The 17,472-nt window shown below is 43.8% G+C and carries 19 protein-coding genes; 8 read left to right on the top strand and 11 right to left on the bottom strand.

Going from position 1 to position 17,472, the window contains the following annotated elements:
• The first annotated feature begins 5 nt into the window (after positions 1 to 5).
• The 5 genes from pdxA to SHAL_RS04650 all read left to right on the top strand — a co-directional run bounded on the left by pdxA (position 6) and on the right by SHAL_RS04650 (position 5,338).
• Positions 6 to 989 (top strand): 4-hydroxythreonine-4-phosphate dehydrogenase PdxA, encoded by a 984-nt coding sequence (gene pdxA / locus SHAL_RS04670; protein ID WP_012276041.1) that lies wholly within the window; start codon positions 6 to 8, stop codon positions 987 to 989.
• A gap of 16 nt (positions 990 to 1,005) precedes the next feature.
• Positions 1,006 to 1,809 (top strand): 16S rRNA (adenine(1518)-N(6)/adenine(1519)-N(6))-dimethyltransferase RsmA, encoded by an 804-nt coding sequence (gene rsmA / locus SHAL_RS04665; RefSeq protein WP_012276040.1) that lies wholly within the window; start codon positions 1,006 to 1,008, stop codon positions 1,807 to 1,809.
• Positions 1,810 to 1,968: 159 nt separating this feature from the next.
• The gene (gene apaG, locus SHAL_RS04660) at positions 1,969 to 2,349 is read left to right on the top strand and encodes a Co2+/Mg2+ efflux facilitator ApaG/CorD (RefSeq protein ID WP_012276039.1); all 381 of its coding nucleotides are present in this window, start codon (positions 1,969 to 1,971) and stop codon (positions 2,347 to 2,349) included.
• Between the two features lie 33 nt (positions 2,350 to 2,382).
• Positions 2,383 to 3,216, top strand: coding sequence for a symmetrical bis(5'-nucleosyl)-tetraphosphatase (locus tag SHAL_RS04655; protein ID WP_012276038.1), 834 nt, complete (start codon positions 2,383 to 2,385; stop codon positions 3,214 to 3,216).
• Between the two features lie 100 nt (positions 3,217 to 3,316).
• On the top strand, positions 3,317 to 5,338 hold the full coding sequence (locus SHAL_RS04650; RefSeq protein ID WP_012276037.1) for a methyl-accepting chemotaxis protein: 2,022 nt from the start codon (positions 3,317 to 3,319) through the stop codon (positions 5,336 to 5,338).
• Between the two features lie 169 nt (positions 5,339 to 5,507).
• Here the strand turns inward: SHAL_RS04650 and SHAL_RS04645 are convergent, their stop codons facing one another.
• From SHAL_RS04645 to rplU, 7 genes are all read right to left on the bottom strand, one after another.
• Positions 5,508 to 5,903 (bottom strand): DUF3718 domain-containing protein, encoded by a 396-nt coding sequence (locus SHAL_RS04645; protein ID WP_012276036.1) that lies wholly within the window; start codon positions 5,901 to 5,903, stop codon positions 5,508 to 5,510.
• A 99-nt stretch (positions 5,904 to 6,002) separates the two neighbouring features.
• Positions 6,003 to 6,485, bottom strand: coding sequence for a type 3 dihydrofolate reductase (gene folA / locus SHAL_RS04640; RefSeq protein WP_012276035.1), 483 nt, complete (start codon positions 6,483 to 6,485; stop codon positions 6,003 to 6,005).
• Positions 6,486 to 6,589: 104 nt separating this feature from the next.
• Positions 6,590 to 7,063: a threonine/serine exporter family protein gene (locus tag SHAL_RS04635; protein ID WP_012276034.1), complete on the bottom strand. Its 474-nt coding sequence runs from the start codon at positions 7,061 to 7,063 to the stop codon at positions 6,590 to 6,592.
• A complete protein-coding gene (locus SHAL_RS04630) occupies positions 7,063 to 7,821 on the bottom strand; it encodes a threonine/serine exporter family protein (RefSeq protein WP_012276033.1) in 759 nt (252 codons plus the stop codon). The genes SHAL_RS04635 and SHAL_RS04630 overlap by 1 nt, the downstream gene beginning before the upstream one ends.
• A 29-nt stretch (positions 7,822 to 7,850) precedes the next feature.
• Positions 7,851 to 9,014 carry an Obg family GTPase CgtA gene (cgtA, locus tag SHAL_RS04625; RefSeq protein ID WP_012276032.1) on the bottom strand — a complete coding sequence of 388 codons (1,164 nt, stop codon included), beginning with the start codon at positions 9,012 to 9,014 and terminating at the stop codon, positions 7,851 to 7,853.
• A 137-nt stretch (positions 9,015 to 9,151) separates the two neighbouring features.
• On the bottom strand, positions 9,152 to 9,406 hold the full coding sequence (gene rpmA / locus SHAL_RS04620) for a 50S ribosomal protein L27 (RefSeq protein WP_012154114.1): 255 nt from the start codon (positions 9,404 to 9,406) through the stop codon (positions 9,152 to 9,154).
• A 15-nt stretch (positions 9,407 to 9,421) separates the two neighbouring features.
• Complete coding sequence (rplU, locus tag SHAL_RS04615; RefSeq protein ID WP_012154113.1) at positions 9,422 to 9,733, bottom strand: 50S ribosomal protein L21; 312 nt, start codon at positions 9,731 to 9,733, stop codon at positions 9,422 to 9,424.
• Positions 9,734 to 10,016: 283 nt separating this feature from the next.
• Here rplU and ispB point away from each other — a divergent pair, with 283 nt between their 5' ends.
• On the top strand, positions 10,017 to 10,988 hold the full coding sequence (gene ispB / locus SHAL_RS04610) for an octaprenyl diphosphate synthase (RefSeq protein WP_012276031.1): 972 nt from the start codon (positions 10,017 to 10,019) through the stop codon (positions 10,986 to 10,988).
• 109 nt (positions 10,989 to 11,097) lie between these two features.
• Here the strand turns inward: ispB and mdh are convergent, their stop codons facing one another.
• A complete protein-coding gene (mdh, locus tag SHAL_RS04605) occupies positions 11,098 to 12,033 on the bottom strand; it encodes a malate dehydrogenase (protein WP_012276030.1) in 936 nt (311 codons plus the stop codon).
• A 352-nt stretch (positions 12,034 to 12,385) separates the two neighbouring features.
• On the opposite strand from mdh, the gene argR reads away from it, so the two are divergent.
• Complete coding sequence (gene argR / locus SHAL_RS04600; RefSeq protein ID WP_012276029.1) at positions 12,386 to 12,856, top strand: transcriptional regulator ArgR; 471 nt, start codon at positions 12,386 to 12,388, stop codon at positions 12,854 to 12,856.
• A gap of 261 nt (positions 12,857 to 13,117) precedes the next feature.
• Positions 13,118 to 13,591, top strand: coding sequence for a cupin domain-containing protein (locus SHAL_RS04595; protein ID WP_223296241.1), 474 nt, complete (start codon positions 13,118 to 13,120; stop codon positions 13,589 to 13,591).
• A 68-nt stretch (positions 13,592 to 13,659) separates the two neighbouring features.
• On the opposite strand, the gene SHAL_RS04590 is transcribed toward SHAL_RS04595, so the two are convergent.
• The 3 genes from SHAL_RS04590 to SHAL_RS04580 form a co-directional block, all read right to left on the bottom strand.
• On the bottom strand, positions 13,660 to 14,592 hold the full coding sequence (locus SHAL_RS04590; RefSeq protein WP_012276027.1) for a Dyp-type peroxidase: 933 nt from the start codon (positions 14,590 to 14,592) through the stop codon (positions 13,660 to 13,662).
• 214 nt (positions 14,593 to 14,806) lie between these two features.
• Positions 14,807 to 15,835, bottom strand: a complete 1,029-nt coding sequence (locus SHAL_RS04585; protein WP_012276026.1) for an ABC transporter ATP-binding protein — start codon at positions 15,833 to 15,835, stop codon at positions 14,807 to 14,809.
• Between the two features lies 1 nt (position 15,836).
• A complete protein-coding gene (locus SHAL_RS04580; RefSeq protein ID WP_012276025.1) occupies positions 15,837 to 17,468 on the bottom strand; it encodes an ABC transporter permease in 1,632 nt (543 codons plus the stop codon).
• Between the last annotated feature and the right edge of the window lie 4 nt (positions 17,469 to 17,472).

Below are 17,472 nucleotides of genomic sequence, written 5' to 3'. Positions count from 1 at the left end.
TACTATTGTCAACTAAACGAATTGCCATCACGCCGGGTGAACCGGCGGGGATAGGCCCCGATTTAGTGATACAACTAGCTCAGCAGGCTTGGCCTGCTGAGCTAGTCGTTTGTGCTGATCCTGAATTGCTCAAGTCTCGAGCCAAGAAGCTTGGGCTATCGATTACGCTACGCCCATACCAACCTAACCAGCCGCCTAAGGCGCAAGAGGCAGGTACACTAACTATCGTGCCTTTTACCCTTGAGGCCGACGTGCATTGTGGGAAATTGAACGAAGCCAATAGTGCCTACGTTGTTGAAACCCTAAGATTTGCGGGTGAAAAGAACATGGTTGGTGAGTTTGATGCTGTAGTGACGGGCCCCGTCCATAAAGGCATCATTAATCAGGCGGGTATTCCGTTTAGTGGACATACTGAGTTCTTTGCAAACCAAGCAAATTGTCAGGATGTGGTGATGATGCTGGCAGCCCCTGGTTTACAGGTTGCACTTGTGACAACCCATATTCCATTAGCTTATGTGTCTAAAGCCATTACTCGCGATAGACTGCATCAGATAGTTAAAATTTTACATAACGACTTAGTCGAAAAGTTTGCTATTGAGGCACCGCGGATCTATGTCTGTGGTTTAAATCCTCATGCAGGCGAAGACGGCCATTTAGGCAGAGAAGAGATCGATACGATCATCCCTGCACTCAATGAATTAAGAGAACTCGACATGGATATCGTTGGCCCATTGCCAGCCGATACCCTGTTTCAACCTAAATACCTAGAAGATGCTGACGTTGTACTCGCCATGTACCACGATCAGGGGCTTCCAGTACTAAAATCTAGAGGATTTGGCAGTTCGGTCAATATCACTCTAGGATTACCCTATATAAGAACGTCGGTCGACCACGGTACGGCCCTAGAGCTTGCAGGCACGGGTACTGCTGATATTGGCAGTTTTGTTTGCGCATTAAATAAAGCCATTGATTTGGCTGCAAAGAATTAGTGATAAAAGTTACCTCATGAGCAATAAAGTACATTTAGGCCACACGGCCAGAAAACGTTTTGGACAAAACTTCTTAACTGACGAGAATGTGATTAATCGCATTGTCGGTGCTATTTCACCTGATAACGATCATGTAATGGTTGAAATTGGTCCCGGTCTAGCGGCACTAACAGAACCTGTTGCGAGTGGTATCGACAAGCTTATTGTTGTCGAACTCGATAAAGACTTGGTTGAGCGCCTACAAACGCACCCAGTGCTAAAAGACAAACTTGAGATCCACCAAGGTGATGCGCTTAAGTTTGACTTCAATCAACTCGTGCGTGAAGACAAGCAGATGAAGGTGTTTGGTAACCTACCATATAACATCTCTACGCCGCTTATGTTCCATCTGTTTGAGTTTGCTCAGCATATTGAGAACATGCACTTTATGCTGCAAAAAGAGGTCGTCTTGCGACTATCTGCAAGCCCTGGCACTAAGGCTTATGGCCGCCTGACCGTAATGGCTCAATACCATTGTCAAGTCATGCCAGTACTTGAAGTGCCACCTGGATGCTTTACACCACCGCCAAAAGTTGACTCAGCGGTTGTGCGTCTAGTGCCATACAAAAATAAGCCTTGGCCTTGTAAAGATGTCGACCTACTAAGAAACTTAACCACGACCGCATTTAACATGCGTCGTAAGACGCTTAGAAATAACCTTAAGCAGTTATTGTCTGATGAAGACTTTGCCGAGTTGGGTATTGACGCAACACTGAGACCAGAGCAGATCCGTGTCGACCAATACGTTGCTATGGCTAACCATGTTTTCGATAAGAAGTAACCTTATTCACTGAATAAGCAACTAATAAAGGGCATTAACTGCCCTTTTTTTATGCCCTTTTCAAAGATTAATTGGTATTAATTCGAACCCAGTCCCTTTAAGATGAGAGCGTACGCTTGATGTCAAATATCAGATAAACTTCATCTTTTAGAGGCCTATATGAGTCAATTAACATCGTCTGTTAGAGTCGACGTAAAAACAGAGTATATTGAAACCCAATCCTCTCCAGATGAAGATAAATATCTATTTAGTTACACGATTACCATCCATAATCTCGGTTCTGATGATGTGACACTAAAACGTCGCCATTGGTGTATTACCGACTCAAATGGGCGAAAAAGTGAAGTTCACGGCACGGGCGTAGTAGGCGAAACCCCGACAATCAAACCCAATAGCTCATATAAATATACCAGTGGCACTGTATTAGAAACCCCACTCGGGGTGATGGAAGGCAGCTATACCATGGTCGACAGCAATGGCGATGAGTTTAAAGCCCCAATATCCGCCTTTCGTTTATCAATTCCTGGTTTACTTCATTAATAACGAAATATAAATAACAACACATAGGTAAAAATGGCGAACTATTTTGTAGGTGATATCCAAGGCTGCTTTGATGAATTAACTCTGCTTCTCGATAAAGTCGCTTTTAATCCATCGAAGGACTGTTTATGGGCCGTTGGCGATCTCGTAGCTCGTGGCGCAGGCTCTCTTGAGACACTCCGTTTTTTCAAATCTTTGTCTGGTTCGGCCAAAGTCGTACTAGGTAATCATGATCTTCACTTGCTGGCCATTCACGGAAAATTGAAGCGGGCCAATCCAAAAGATCATTTAACCGCCCTTCTCGCCGCGGATGATATAAATAATATTATCGACTGGCTAAGGCTGCAGCCTCTCTATCAAGATTGGCCTGAAAAAAGGCTTATCATGACTCACGCTGGAGTGCCGCCTAACTGGGACTTAACCACCCTACGTAATGAGGCTGATCTTGTTAGCCAAGCGCTCAAGTCAGAAAACTACTTACAAGATCTGATCAGCGAGATGTATACCAACTCGGTAGATGAGTTTCATACAGGCCTGACAGCGCTTGAAAAACAGATCTATTGCATTAATGCACTGACCCGCATGCGTTACTTAAAAGCCGATGGACGCTTAGATTTCGACTGTAAGTCCCCACTGCACGATCGTGATAATGACGCACTGGTTCCTTGGTTTATCCAAGCCTCCAAATTACCTGACGACTATACCGTAGTATTTGGCCATTGGGCCGCAATTATGGGACAAACTCACCTAGCTAACCGACAAGCCCTAGATACAGGTTGTTGCTGGGGAGAACACTTGACACTTTGGCATCTTGAGTCGAACCAAAAAATCATTCAAAGCAAATTAAAAGACGTTAACAGAAGTTAAAAAAGAGTTAAACTATCGCTAAATTTGGCCGATAAAGTATTCGTTCTGCGTGTGAAGCGGATGCTGTGACTTGGATAAAAATAATAAAAATGGAGCTCCTATGAAGTTAAATGTAGCCACTAGAGTGATAGGTGGGTTTACGGTAATCACTTTACTGCTAATCGTACTCGGCGCCGCGTCTTGGTTCACCAACAATCAGCTAAAAAGCAGTACTCAAGTTCTACAAGAATTAAGCCTTCCAGCCCTAGAATCTAGTAATTTGCTTTCGCAAACACTATCGACGCAAGAAAAACAAATTTTAGTAGCCTATCACAGTAAGAGTGAGGCCGAGATCCCAGCAATTAATTCACAATTTTCTGCAGCCAATCAGACTTTTGAGAGTGAGCTAAAAAAGCTTGCAGCTTTAGTCAGCAACAACTCAGATTTAAATGCCATCATTCAAAACCTTGATAATCAATACGCAAAATTCAATACAGTTAGTCAAGAGCTGATCACGACTCACGAAACAGCATTAGTGACCACAAAGGAAATTAGCAGTAAATATGATGGCATCGAAATAACCGTCGATGACAATGCCTCTCTGTTACTTGATTTAATCGATCTGGAAATGAGCGAAGATGTCGTTGAACAAGAAATAGCGGCTACAGCAAGTAATTTAGAACTTAGTTTTAGCAGTATCGTCAGCACTAGCTTTGACTTGATAGCCAGCACCGACAAGTCAAAGTTCGATACTATTTCAAAAGAGCTAGACTATATCGTTAGTGATACCAAGAGCAAAGTCGATTACGTCACTAACCACTGGGAAGGTGTCGTGGATACGGAGCTCATTAACGAGCTTAATGCTGAAGCGAGCAAAGTGTTTAGCATGGTTAAAGGCAATAACTCACTCATCGTACTCAAACAAAAAGAACTCGATCTAAATCAAGCAGCAGTCGGTTTACTTACCGATGTTGAACGAGCAGCAACTAACGTCAATCAACAGATGAAAACGTTAACAACTAATATCGAATCCATCTCTCGTGAGATCAGTAGCGATGCCATAGCCAACATCGACAGCGCGAGTATGCGTACAGTGCTTTTGATGATGGTAGCAATTATCGTCGCAGTCGTTGTGAGTATCGCTGTCGTACGCCCCCTGACTCGCTCACTCGAGAAAGTAAACCATGCACTAAACGTGTTGGCATCGGGTGACTTAACCCACAAGCTCGATGACTCAGGCCATGACGAATTCGCTAAATTGTCAGCCAACTGCAACAAACTTGTCGATAGCCTAAGAAACTTGATCCAAGGGATCTTAGATCGCTCTGATCAGCTTGCAGCCGCAGCCGAGGAAACCTCCGCGATTACGGCGCAGACCACTGTCGGAATTCAAGAACAAAAGAGCCAAGTTGATCAAGTGGCAACGGCGACAACTCAGCTAAGCTCTAGCGCTCAACAGGTTACCGCCAGTGCCGATGAAGCCCTAAGCCAAATAAAAGCTGCAGATGATGAAAGCCAGCATATGCGTTTAATCGCTGACGAAAATAAGCGCACTATTCTTGCCCTAGCCGATGAAGTGTCTAAAGCCAGCATAGTCATCAACAAGGTGCATGCCGATAGCGCCTCCATTGGCTCTATTCTTGATGTAATTCGCGGCATTGCAGAACAGACAAACCTACTCGCACTTAACGCTGCAATCGAAGCTGCACGAGCAGGCGAACAAGGCCGAGGTTTTGCCGTTGTTGCCGATGAAGTTCGCAGCCTTGCATCGAGAACTCAAGACTCCACCCAAGAGATCCAACAGATGATTGAAGTCCTTCAACAAGGGACACAAGAAGCCGTCGCTGTAATGGACCTAGGACGCACACAGGCAAGCTCCTGCGTTGAAAAAACAGAACAAGCTAACAATGCTCTAGAAAGTATTAGCGACGCTGTACACCGCGCTCATGACTCAGGAACTCATATTGCTCATGCCGCTCAGGAGCAGAACCTAGTGAGTCAGCAGGTATCAGAGAAGCTAGAACATATTGCCGCCATTTCAGAGGAGACCTCAACAGGTGCCGAGCAAACTGCCCAGTCTAGCCATCAGGTGGCACAGTTAGCCGAAGAGTTACAGGCTTCGGTAAAAGAGTTCAAAGTCTAGAGTGATCACAGTGAGGCTCTGACGCTGTTAACTATGAGTTCAATATAAATAGAGGCTTAGCGCCTCTTTTTATTGCCTATAGGCTTGTTCTTGTCATCTCTTTTTCTATAAAAATAGGGTAAAAAAATACTGGGACAGGCCCAGTAATTTTAGATACGCTTTCAAGCGCCTAGCTGCCAGCAATGCGATCTTTAATCGCTACTGTGATTTCACTGCCACCATGACCGTTGCTTTCAGCCCACGCGACAATGCTCTGCCCATCGGCTTCCACTTCGTTTAAATCTGATGCAGGAAGACGTTTAGCCACAAAGGTACCTACTTTATTCGAACCGCTTTTTAACGCCGTTCTCAATAAGCTGTCGCCGCCACAAGACACGCCGCTGTATATATTACGAAGCTTTACACGGCTCTCTTTAAGCTTTTTACGTAAACGGTTTTTATCATCAGCCTGAACATAATTGCATATGTTTGCCGCCAATTGATCTTGGTTAGCTGTAGCGGTAGATGAAACAGAAATTGAAGATGCCACGATTAGCGTAGCGATGCTCAAAGACAACAAGCGCATCAGACACTCCTTATTTTTTAGTTTTTATTTATTAGAAAAGTAGCGCTATCTAGTAGCGCTCTTTTTTTGTTATACAGGGTACTAAACAACCCTTTGAATTTAACATTTTTTAACCAACTTGATAAAGCTATATTCAAGTTGTTTGTCATCTTCAGCTACATTTCTAGAAACTTCTTGCCAGCTACCATCATCCCACTCAGGGAAGTAGGTATCACCATCTACCGTTAATGCGATTTCAGTAAGGTACAAAATATCCGCTTGAGGTAGCAACATCTCATATAGCTGGCCTCCGCCCATCACCACTAGTTCCTCACACTCCCCGGCGGCAATCTTAGCCTCCGCAAAACTGCTGACGATTGTCACACCATCGATAGATAGATCGGTCTGACGACTAATGACGATATTATGACGTCCCGGTAATGGGCGTCCTATCGACTCATACGTCTTTCGTCCCATCACTACAGGTTTACCTAAGGTCATAGCTTTAAAATGGCGTAAGTCTTCAGGAAGGTGCCAAGGCATTTGGTTATCTTTACCGATGACGCGGTTATTTGCCATCGCAGCAATCATAGCTATTTTCATGATACTTCCCTTTTTTTTTATGTCGGCTACAGTGGATATATAGATTTCATCAAACCTTTAATCAACAAACCCTTGATTAACAGTTCTAAATGAATGAACTCTCGTTACTTAATGACTGAGCGAGAGCGGAAATAAAGTAGGCTCGGCATCGCAAGTCCGACCGAGAGTGCACCTAAGATAAATACCGTTTTAAGGCCATTACTGACGACTTGATAAATAAGCTCTGGGCTCATTTCAGCCTGCGCCGTTAATTGCACCAGACCGATAACAGTATTAAATGCGTAGGTACCAGGGATCATAGGAATAATTGCCGCTACCGCATACATTAATGGTGGCGCTAAATGTTTTTTAGCAAACGCTATCGTCACGATACCGACCAAAGCCGCGGCTAAGAAAGTCGCCCATTCGATTGGCAAGCCAAAACTTAACCATAGAGTACGGCTACCATGGCCCATCGCTGCTGCAATTGCACAATAGGGTAAAAATCGACGCGGCACATTAAATACCATTGCAAAACCAATTGCTGGAATTGCCGAAAAAATTGCGTCGTTAAGCATGGTTAAGATAAGCGACACCATTAGAACAGTCCACCGATCTGCATTGCGATAGTAATGCCAATAACCGAAGCAACGGTAAGCAGAGTGGCATGACCCCAGCGAGAAATCCCCACATTGAGATGGCCTTTGACCATATCCGATATTGAATTAATCATTGGGAAACCCGGCACTAACATCAATACACTTGCAGCCATAGGTAGCTTAGGGGTATCTGTCAGATCGAATTGATATCCTGTTTGTGCAATTAACGTAGTCACGAAGGCGGTAACACTAAAATTGAGCAGCAAATTAAAATGGTGTTTAGCAATTGATAGCCTGACAAACATACCGACTGCTGAAGCTAAAAAAGTAATTAAACAAGCCGCTAAGTCTCCACCGAACAAATGACAAAAACTTGCACATGATAACCCTATCATAGGCACGACATATCTAGCAGGGTAGGTTTTTGGCTCAATTCGACCGACACGCTTGCGTACTTCCGATAGGCCATAAATACCTTTCTCGGTGAGTAAACAGATACGCTGGAGTTCGCAAACCACGGTCATATTGATACCATGTTCGCGAATACGTCTCGTGGTCGTAATACAGCGACCAACAGATAAACTGGTGAGTACTAGGGAGTTAGAAGAGATGGAGATCTCGACACTTTCTAAACCTAAGGCGTGGCCTAGGCGCTGAGTGATCTCTTCAACAAGTTCAGATTCAGCGCCATAAGCTAAAAGAAGTTGAGCAACCCTAACGACTTGACGAGTAATGTCATTTTGCGTTGTAGCGTACACCTATTCTCAACTTCCTTTTATGCGAATACTTATCTTTGGTAGATAATCTCTACATCATAATCATCTTCATCAAAATCGTCATCGAAATCATCGTCAAAATCTTCATTGACTGATTCATTAGCGCTCTGATGATAGTTATCCCACTTAAACTCGACTTCAGCATCGGCATCCACTTCTTCTTCAGGTGGAAGTGAAGCAATAAAGTCTAATAGTTTAACGGCTAACTCAGCTGTACCTTCGCGGTTATAAGCAGAAATCGTGTAGACATCGCCATCCCACTCTAGCTCTTTAACGATATGGTCGATTCGCTCTTGCAGCTCTTCTTCCAACATCAAATCAGCTTTGTTGATCACTAACCAGCGAGGCTTGCCAGCAAGCTTCGGAGAGTGCTTCTCAAGCTCACCAACGATTGCACGAGCAGATTCAACTGGATCGCTACCATCAATAGGCTCAACATCTAGAATATGCAGCAATACACGACAGCGCTCTAAGTGCTTCAAGAATTGAACACCAAGACCTGCGCCATCAGCCGCACCTTCGATAAGACCTGGAATATCGGCGATCACAAAGCTTTGGCCTGGTCTAGGGTTAACAACGCCTAAGTTAGGAACCAAAGTTGTAAACGGATAGTCAGCCACTTTAGGCTTAGCCTTAGATACTGAACGAATAAAAGTCGACTTACCTGCGTTAGGCATACCTAACAAGCCCACGTCCGCTAACAATAGCAGCTCTAGCTTAAGGCTACGTACTTCACCGTCGGTGCCTAAAGTCTTCTGTCTTGGCGCACGGTTAGTACTACTCTTGAAACGAGTATTACCTAGACCATGGAAACCACCTTTAGCCACAAGCAGTTTTTGCCCGTGAGTGGTTAAGTCACCAAGTGACTCTTCAGTATCGTTATCGATAGCGCGAGTACCTACAGGCACTTTAAGGATCAAATCTTCACCGCCGTGACCAGTACAGTCACGTCCACGACCATTCTTACCACGCTCGGCAATATGGAAGCGTTCAAACTGAAAAGTGATCAGTGTGTTGAGGTTTTCATCGGCTTGTAGATATACACTACCGCCGTCGCCACCATCACCACCGTCAGGCCCACCATCAGGAACATATTTTTCACGTCTAAAGCTAACGCAACCACTGCCACCATTTCCGGCTTCTACACGGATAATAGCTTCATCGACAAACTTCATACCAACTCCTGGCACCACAGAATGAAAGAATTATACTCTTAACGATTCTAGTCGCCAAAACACAATTTACTTAATTTTGAAAAAACAAAGCCCCACCAATGGCGGGGCTTAATATTAATTATTAGCTAAGCTAAAAATTAATCTTCGATGCTGATGAACTTACGGTTCTGAGGACCTTTAACTTCAAACTTCACTTTACCATCGGTAAGTGCGAATAAAGTGTGGTCACGACCGATACCAACATTAACACCAGCGTGGAATTTAGTACCACGTTGACGAACGATGATGTTACCAGCTAGAACTGATTCACCGCCGAAGCGCTTTACACCAAGACGTTTACTTTCTGAATCGCGGCCGTTACGAGTAGAACCGCCAGCTTTTTTATGTGCCATGAGTTATTCTCCTAATTAAGCGTTGATAGCTGTAATTTTAACTTCGGTGAACCATTGACGATGGCCCATCTTCTTATCGTGGTGCTTACGACGACGGAACTTAACAATAGTTACCTTGTCTGCACGGCCGTGGCTGATAACTTCAGCAACAACCTTGCCACCTTCAACTAAAGGTGCACCTACGTGTACAGTCTCACCATCAGCAACCAAAAGAACTTGGTCGAATTCGATAGTTTCGCCTGTAGCGACTTCTAATTTCTCTAAACGAACTGTATGGCCGGCTTCAACGCGATGTTGCTTGCCGCCACTTTGAAAAACAGCGTACATAGCTATTTTACTCCGATATTTCTAACACGCCGCTCAAAACATATTTGTTTGATGCAGGGGTGCTATAAAAGCTTTAATGACAATGGTCGCGGAGTTTACGCTAAGAACAGGCTGCTGACAAGCCTTAATTAACTTAGAATAAAAAAAGACCCAAATAACTCTCACATTCATCTACAACTACTGTCTTGTACCGCAAATTTAGGTAGAATCCATTCATTATAACATTTAAGCCTTAAATGAGCTGCAATGTTACTCCGCAGCCAACAAGAACTAGAGCCTACTTATGGATTTAAACGCCATTCGTCAATTGACCGATAGCGATATGCAAGCTGTCAATCAATTGATCTATAAACAACTAGAGTCAGATGTTGCCCTAATTAATCAACTTGGGTTCTACATTATTAACGGTGGCGGTAAACGCTTGCGACCTCTGCTATCTATTCTAGCAGCACGCGCCATTGACTATAAAGGTGATTCTCACCTTAAATTAGCAGCAATTATCGAATTCATTCACACCGCATCACTTTTACATGATGATGTGGTTGATGAGTCTATGTTGCGCCGCGGCAGAAAAACCGCTAATGCCCTGTTCGGCAATAGTGCAAGTGTATTGGTCGGTGACTTCCTATATACCCGCTCATTCCAGATGATGACTGAGCTCAAGTGTCTAGATGTATTAGAAATTCTTGCAGATGCAACCAACGTACTTGCTGAAGGTGAAGTTTTACAATTAATGAATTGTAATGACCCAGACACCACAGAAGACAGCTATATGCGCGTGATCTACTGTAAGACTGCCAAGCTATTCGAGGCAGCGACTCGTCTTGCAGGCTTGTTAGCTGACAGCCCTATTGAAGTGCAAACCGCACTGGCTGAATACGGTAAGTATTTAGGTACCGCATTCCAGTTAACTGATGACCTTCTCGATTACACTGCCGATACAGAAGAGCTAGGTAAGAACATCGGTGACGACTTAGCTGAAGGTAAGCCAACGCTGCCGCTAATTTTTGCGATGGCAAACGGTAACGACACTGAAAAGGCGCTTATCCGTGAGGCTATCGAGAAAGGTGACGGTACTGAGCATATCGAAGTTATCCTCGCCGCACTTAATAACTGTGGTGCACTCAAGTACACCGAGCAGCGCGCTATCGAAGAGTCAGAAAAGGCCATTGCAGCACTGGCTATCATTCCTGAGTCTGATTATAAGACCGCATTAATCTCTTTAGCAAAACTAGCCACTCAACGTAGTAACTAATCAGCTATTGCCACCTGTAAGCTAAGAGCAGTGACGAGATAAATGTTGAAAATAAAAAAGGAGCCTAAGGCTCCTTTTTTATTTTGACCCACAAAGGCCCTTGCATCGATTACTTAACGAATTCGATACCTAGCTGAATATCAGCCTTTAGAGTGTCTAGCATAGCGTCACGAGCATTAGCTTCAAATGCACTTACCTCGCCATAAGCAAGTACCTGTTCAATGCCGTTCTTGCCGAGTACAACAGGTTGTGCGAAGAACTCAGTATGCTCACTGCCACCATCAACATAGGCACACTCAACAACATTTGCTTCACCCTGAAGACCACGAACAAGTGATAGACCAAAGCGACATGCAGCTTGACCCATAGATAATGTTGCACTACCACCACCGGCTTTAGCCTCAACCACCTCAGTCCCCGCATTCTGGATACGAGTCGTCAGTGCTGCAATTTCTGCATCAGTAAAGCTTACGCCTTCAACCTGTGAAAGTAGAGGTAGAATCGTCACACCACTATGACCGCCGATGACAGGAACTTTAACGTCAGCAACATTTAGGTCTTTTGCTTCAGCAACGAAGGTTTCTGAACGGATAACATCGAGTGTCGTCACACCAAACAGGCGATTTTTATCATAAACACCCGCCTTTTTAAGCACTTCAGCTGCAATCGCAACCGTTGTGTTTACCGGGTTGGTAATAATACCTATTAATGCCTTAGGGCAAGTCGCAGCGCACTTTTCAACCAAGTTACGCACGATACCTGCGTTGATGTTAAACAGATCGGAACGATCCATCCCAGGCTTACGTGCAACACCGGCAGAGATAAGCACAACATCAGCACCTTCTAGTGCTGCCGTAGGGTCTTCACCAGCGAAACCTTTAACTTCAACCGCCGTTGGGATGTGGCTTAAGTCAACCGCAACACCAGGTATAACTGGAGCGATATCATAAAGCGACAATTTTGAACCCGCAGGTAATTGAGTTTTTAACAGTAGGGCGAGCGCCTGGCCAATACCACCAGCAGCACCAAGTACAGCAACTTTCATAATCATCTCCATCAATTCTTGGATTTTTGTGATTCAGATCCATCTTTCCAATGTGGCAACAGTACTGGATTCACAAAAAAAATTCAATTATCCCTTAGTCGTGCTCAATATAATCTAGAACGCTAATATAAAGAAGCAGATAAACAAATCGAGAGAGCATCATGGTTACAGAGTCGTTTTCAAGGTAAATCAGCATAACGTTAATTAGAGCATTCATTCCAACTTAAGTTAATCCATCAAGTTAAATTAAGATTATCAATGAATTTTTATTCACAAAAACGAATACTAATTGACAAAAATGGCGAAAATAATCATGATAGTGCAGATTTTTTTGAATAAAGAATAATAATATATGCAAGCAACTAAAAGCCCAGATGATTTAGTTAAGACGTTCAAATCTATTTTAAAAGAGGAGCGATTTGGCTCTCAAAGTGAAATAGTTACCGCCCTTCAAGCTGAAGGCTTTAGCAATATTAACCAATCTAAAGTTTCTCGTATGCTAAGTAAGTTTGGCGCGGTAAGAACCCGTAATGCCAAGCAAGAGATGGTTTATTGTCTTCCTGCGGAGCTCGGTGTTCCTACAGCAGGAAGTCCACTTAAAAATCTAGTGCTGGATGTTGACCATAACCAAGCTATGATTGTCGTCAGAACCAGCCCGGGTGCGGCGCAATTAATCGCTCGCCTGCTCGACTCAATCGGTAAGCCTGAAGGTATTTTAGGAACGATTGCTGGTGATGATACGATTTTCATCTGTCCGTCTAGTATTCATAATATTGAAGACACATTAGAGACAGTTAAGTCACTATTTAATTACGCAGACTAAGCAGTGCCTCTTAAAGTGACTAGCTTATTAAATGCTGTACCCTCAGGGCTACAGCATTTTTTATCTCTATTAATACCAATTGGTATAATAACCGCATAGGCGACATCACTTGCCCTTTCCGTCTATGCACTTAATCTCAATCACTTACCTTAACGCTCGTTGTATAAAACACTCTGTTTTATACAATATATTGAATAGCGTCTTCTCTCTTGACCAATAATCGTTATAATCCCAAATGACAGTATTGTTAGTCGAGGGTAAATGATGAATAAAAGTAAAATAATAAATATCAATGATATATGCTGGGAATCTTGGCAGCATGAAGATCAATATGCCAGCGAGCAAAAGCATATTGGTGACACTGCCGGTGGACAAAAAATCGGCGTCACCATGGAACGCTTAGCACCAGGTAAGTCCTCTGCTGTTGCCCATTACCATACCAAAGAAGAAGAACATATCTACGCGATGCATGGCGAAGCGACGTTATACATCGATGGTGAGCCTCATCCCTTTAGTCAGGGAGAATATATCTGTTTCAACGCTGACACGGGGATTTCTCATAATCTTGTCAATCATAGTGAGCAAGAGTTTGTTTTTCTTGTCGTCGGAAACCGAGACATACATGATGTCGTTGTGTACCCAGAAAATAACAAGGTACTGGTAAAATCAGTCAACGAAGTTTATGCCAGACGTCCCACTAACTACTGGGATAAAGATGAAGTTGATAATGAATAATTCGCTTTCATACACCCAATAAAAAAACGCACCATACAGTGCGTTTTTTATTGGCTAAAAAGTCTTAATTAGTTAGACGAAATCATAAAATCTAACGATGGCGCAAAGAATGAAGAGCCAGTTAATGCCTGAGTGAAATGCATCAAGTGATCATGGTTACCCTCGCCATCACCATGCACCATACTCTCAAGCATCTTTTCGAAATTAACCGAGTTGCGGCAAGTAGAGATAAACATCAAACCTTGCTCTTTAGCGGAGCCGTAAGGCATGCTTTGTCGTAAGATCTCCATCGAGTTACCTTCGCTATCTTTCAAGTTCACACGCTTGATGTGACTCGTTAGCGGTTTGTCAGCCGATGCATACTCAATATTGTCAGCTTTAGTACGACCAACAATATCTTCTTGCTTCTTAACGGGTAGGCGGTTCCACTTGCTTAAGTTATGTGCATACTTTTGCACATGAATATAACTACCACCTTTAAATCGGCTATCTTCCTCGCCAATAAGTGCAACGTCCTGCCTGCTGCGTCCTTTCGGGTTTTCAGTGCCATCAACAAAACCCGTGAGATCTCGTGAGTCTAAGAACCTAAAGCCACGCTCTTCATCAACAAGTTCAACTAAGCCTTCAAACATCTGACAAACTTCATTGGCGACTAAATGTAAAATATCAAAACGGTCACAACGGACATGCACAAATAGATCATATTCGATAGCGGGTGCATCTCGAGTATCTCTATTCATTGCAGGGAAAGGTTTTAGCTGTTCCGGTCTAGCAATCGGGTATAGTGTGTCCCAATAATTAGCACCAATAGCAACAAAACCATTAAATGCACTATCAGAATATTGATCAGCTAATTCATAAACATATTGAGCGACATTAGCCACACAAGGGCGCATATCAGACTCAACACTATCATTAGCATTAAACATTAAATAGACACTGTGCAAGTTTCCTTCTGCACATACTCCAAGCTGTTCACGAGGCATAACCTGACTATCCATTATTATAAGTAACCCTTATCTTAATTAATTTTCGGCAACATTATGTACAACTTTAGTTATTAATAAAATTAACTAACGCACAATAACTAAAATCAATTTTAAATTCTTACTCTTAGCTGCTATTTAAGCAGGATGAAAAGTGGTCTAACACTTCCCCCTAACGCCTGTTAAGCGTTAGCTGACGTGCCAAACGGCTCATGGAGCCTATATCCAACTAGAACAACACTAAGCTATGACTCTGACACGCGATCGCCACACGCTGTCCTACAATTAAATCCAGCTGAGGACTATGAATATCTAAGATGTTTTCAGCGACTTTAACTTGATATTGACAGATATTGCCGAGAAAACGTCGTTCAATCACTTCGCCAACTCCGTTAGCATCTGCTTGCAATAATAGGTGTTGAGGCCTTAGCAACACCTCCGCTTGGGTGCTGATGGGTTGCGAAAGTAAACTTTCGCTTTCAATTTTGCCAATTGCAGTTGCAATACTATGGTCACTAATGACTTCAGCCTTAAGGTAATTCCCTGTCCCAAGAAAATCTGCGACGTACTTATCTGATGGTGCTAAATATAAGCCTTCAGCATCACCACATTGTACGATTTCACCGTGATTAAATAGTGCCAGCTTATCAGCAAATACAAATGCCTCATCTTTACTGTGTGTTACGAATACCGCGCTGACATGATGTTTTTTCAGGATCTGACGGATCTCGAGCATCATTTCACGACGCACTTTGGCATCAATATTCGAAAATGGCTCATCGAGTAATAGCACTTCGGGCTCATAGGCGAGCGCTCTTGCAATTGAGACCCTTTGTTGCTGCCCACCCGATAATTCATGGGGGTAACGCTGTGCCAACCCCTCAAGCTTAACTAAAGTTAGCATCTCTTCTAGGCGTGCTTGCCTTGCTGCTTTATCACGGGTTTGTAGACCGAAAAGGATATTCTCGGCCACGGTTAGATGAGGAAACAGAGCATAGTCTTGAAAGATCATTCCAACACCGCGCTGCTCACTAGGGGTAAAGCTGTCATCAGATGCAACAACCTTGTTATTAATGATGATCTTGCCGCTGCTTATCGCCTGCAGTCCCGCAATCGCCCGTAACAACGTGGTTTTACCACAACCACTAGGGCCGAGTAATGCCACGATTTCTCCTTTCTCAACGGTTAAATCTAAGCCCTTTAAAACGACTTGCCCTTGGTAGTCGCTAACGACCCGCTGTACTTGTAGTGTGGCCATATTAATTATCGTGCTCCAAGGAACGGTTAAGGTAAATAAGCGGAATTAGACCGACCAATACAATCACGATCGCGGCCAGCGCTCCGTGTTCTAACTGCTCGTCGGATACAAACTGAAATACATACGTCGCTAAGTTTTCAAAGCCTATTGGCCTTAACAGCAGCGCTGCTGGTAACTCCTTCATACACTCAATAAATACCAGCAATAGCCCTGCAAAAACCCCTTTTCTCAGCAAAGGTATATGCACCCGTCGTAACAGCCCAACAGGCTTAAGGCCCATAGTGATCCCCGCCATATCCAATGACGGTGAGATCCGTTTATAACTGTTCTCTATGCTGCCGATAGCAATCGCAGCAAAGCGAATACAAAAAGCACACACGATAATGAAGCTGCTACCGGTTAAAATAAGCCCGGGGCCCTCAAAACCAAAATATTCAACCAGATCATTTATCGCAAAATCTAAGTGAGTAAAAGGGACCAAGATACCAATAGCTAATACGGTACCGGGTAGAGCATAGCCCGTAGATGCTAATCGAGAAGGAAGAACATCTGCTCGTCTAGGACTAATACGACGAATAAACATCAGCAAAATACCAATGGCAACACAGATAAGGCTCACTAACACAGAAATCCATAAACTATTGAAGCTATATTCAAAGAACTCTTGATTCCAGCTTTGTGCAAAATACCCATAAGCGTATTTCACGAGTATGATGAAGGGCAGTAAGAAAGCGAGTGTGAGCAGTGCACTGCAATAGCCTGTCGCAGCCAATGCCTTAATACCCGATAAGGAATAAACATCGAGCTCACCCGGCGCAGACGGCTTCTGAAACAGTTTTTGTTTTCGCCTCGCGAAACGCTCAAAACCCACCATGGCAAAAATCACTAATAACATGATGGTTGAAAGCTTAGCTGCTGCAGTCAAACTGCCATATTCAAACCAGGTATCGTAAACAGCCGTAGTCAATGTTGGCACCGCAAAATAACTGACTGTGGCAAAGTCCGCCGCCGTCTCCATGGCCACTAACGCCGCGCCAACGGCTAATGCTGGACGCGCCATAGGTAAGCTTAATCGCCAGAAACTCTTCCAGGGACCACAACCCATCACCCTTGTGGCTTGGCTAAGGCTAGTAGATTGCTCCATAAAAGCGGTACGGGCTAATAGGTAGATATAGGGGAACAGCACCAAGGCCAACATGATTGAAGCGCCACCTAATGAACGGACTTCAGGGAAGTAATAATCTTGAGGTGTCTGCCAACCGAAAAAGCTGCGTAAGCTACGCTGCACAGGACCTGCATAATCAAATAGGTCGGTATACACGTAGGCCACTACGTAGGCGGGCATTGCTAGAGGTAACAATAGCGCCCATTGGAAAACGCTTCGGCCAGGAAACTGACACTTAGCCACCAGCCAAGCTGCAGGAATAGCAATAATAAGCGAGCCTATCACCACCCAAAATATCAGCCATAGGCTGTTGCTGATATAGGTGGGTAAAACGGTATCAAAAAGGTGGGGAAATACGGCTTCATCTGGCATCAGCGACTGACTTATAAGCGCGATAAGCGGCATAATAATCAGTAGTGCCAAGGTGTACCCTGCTACAGACCAGCCTTTAGCTAAGCCTAAAACCATAAGA

The organism is Shewanella halifaxensis HAW-EB4 (assembly GCF_000019185.1).
In the GTDB taxonomy this organism is placed as follows: Bacteria; Pseudomonadota; Gammaproteobacteria; order Enterobacterales; family Shewanellaceae; genus Shewanella; species Shewanella halifaxensis.
This window is presented reverse-complemented; position numbering and strand designations above follow the sequence as displayed.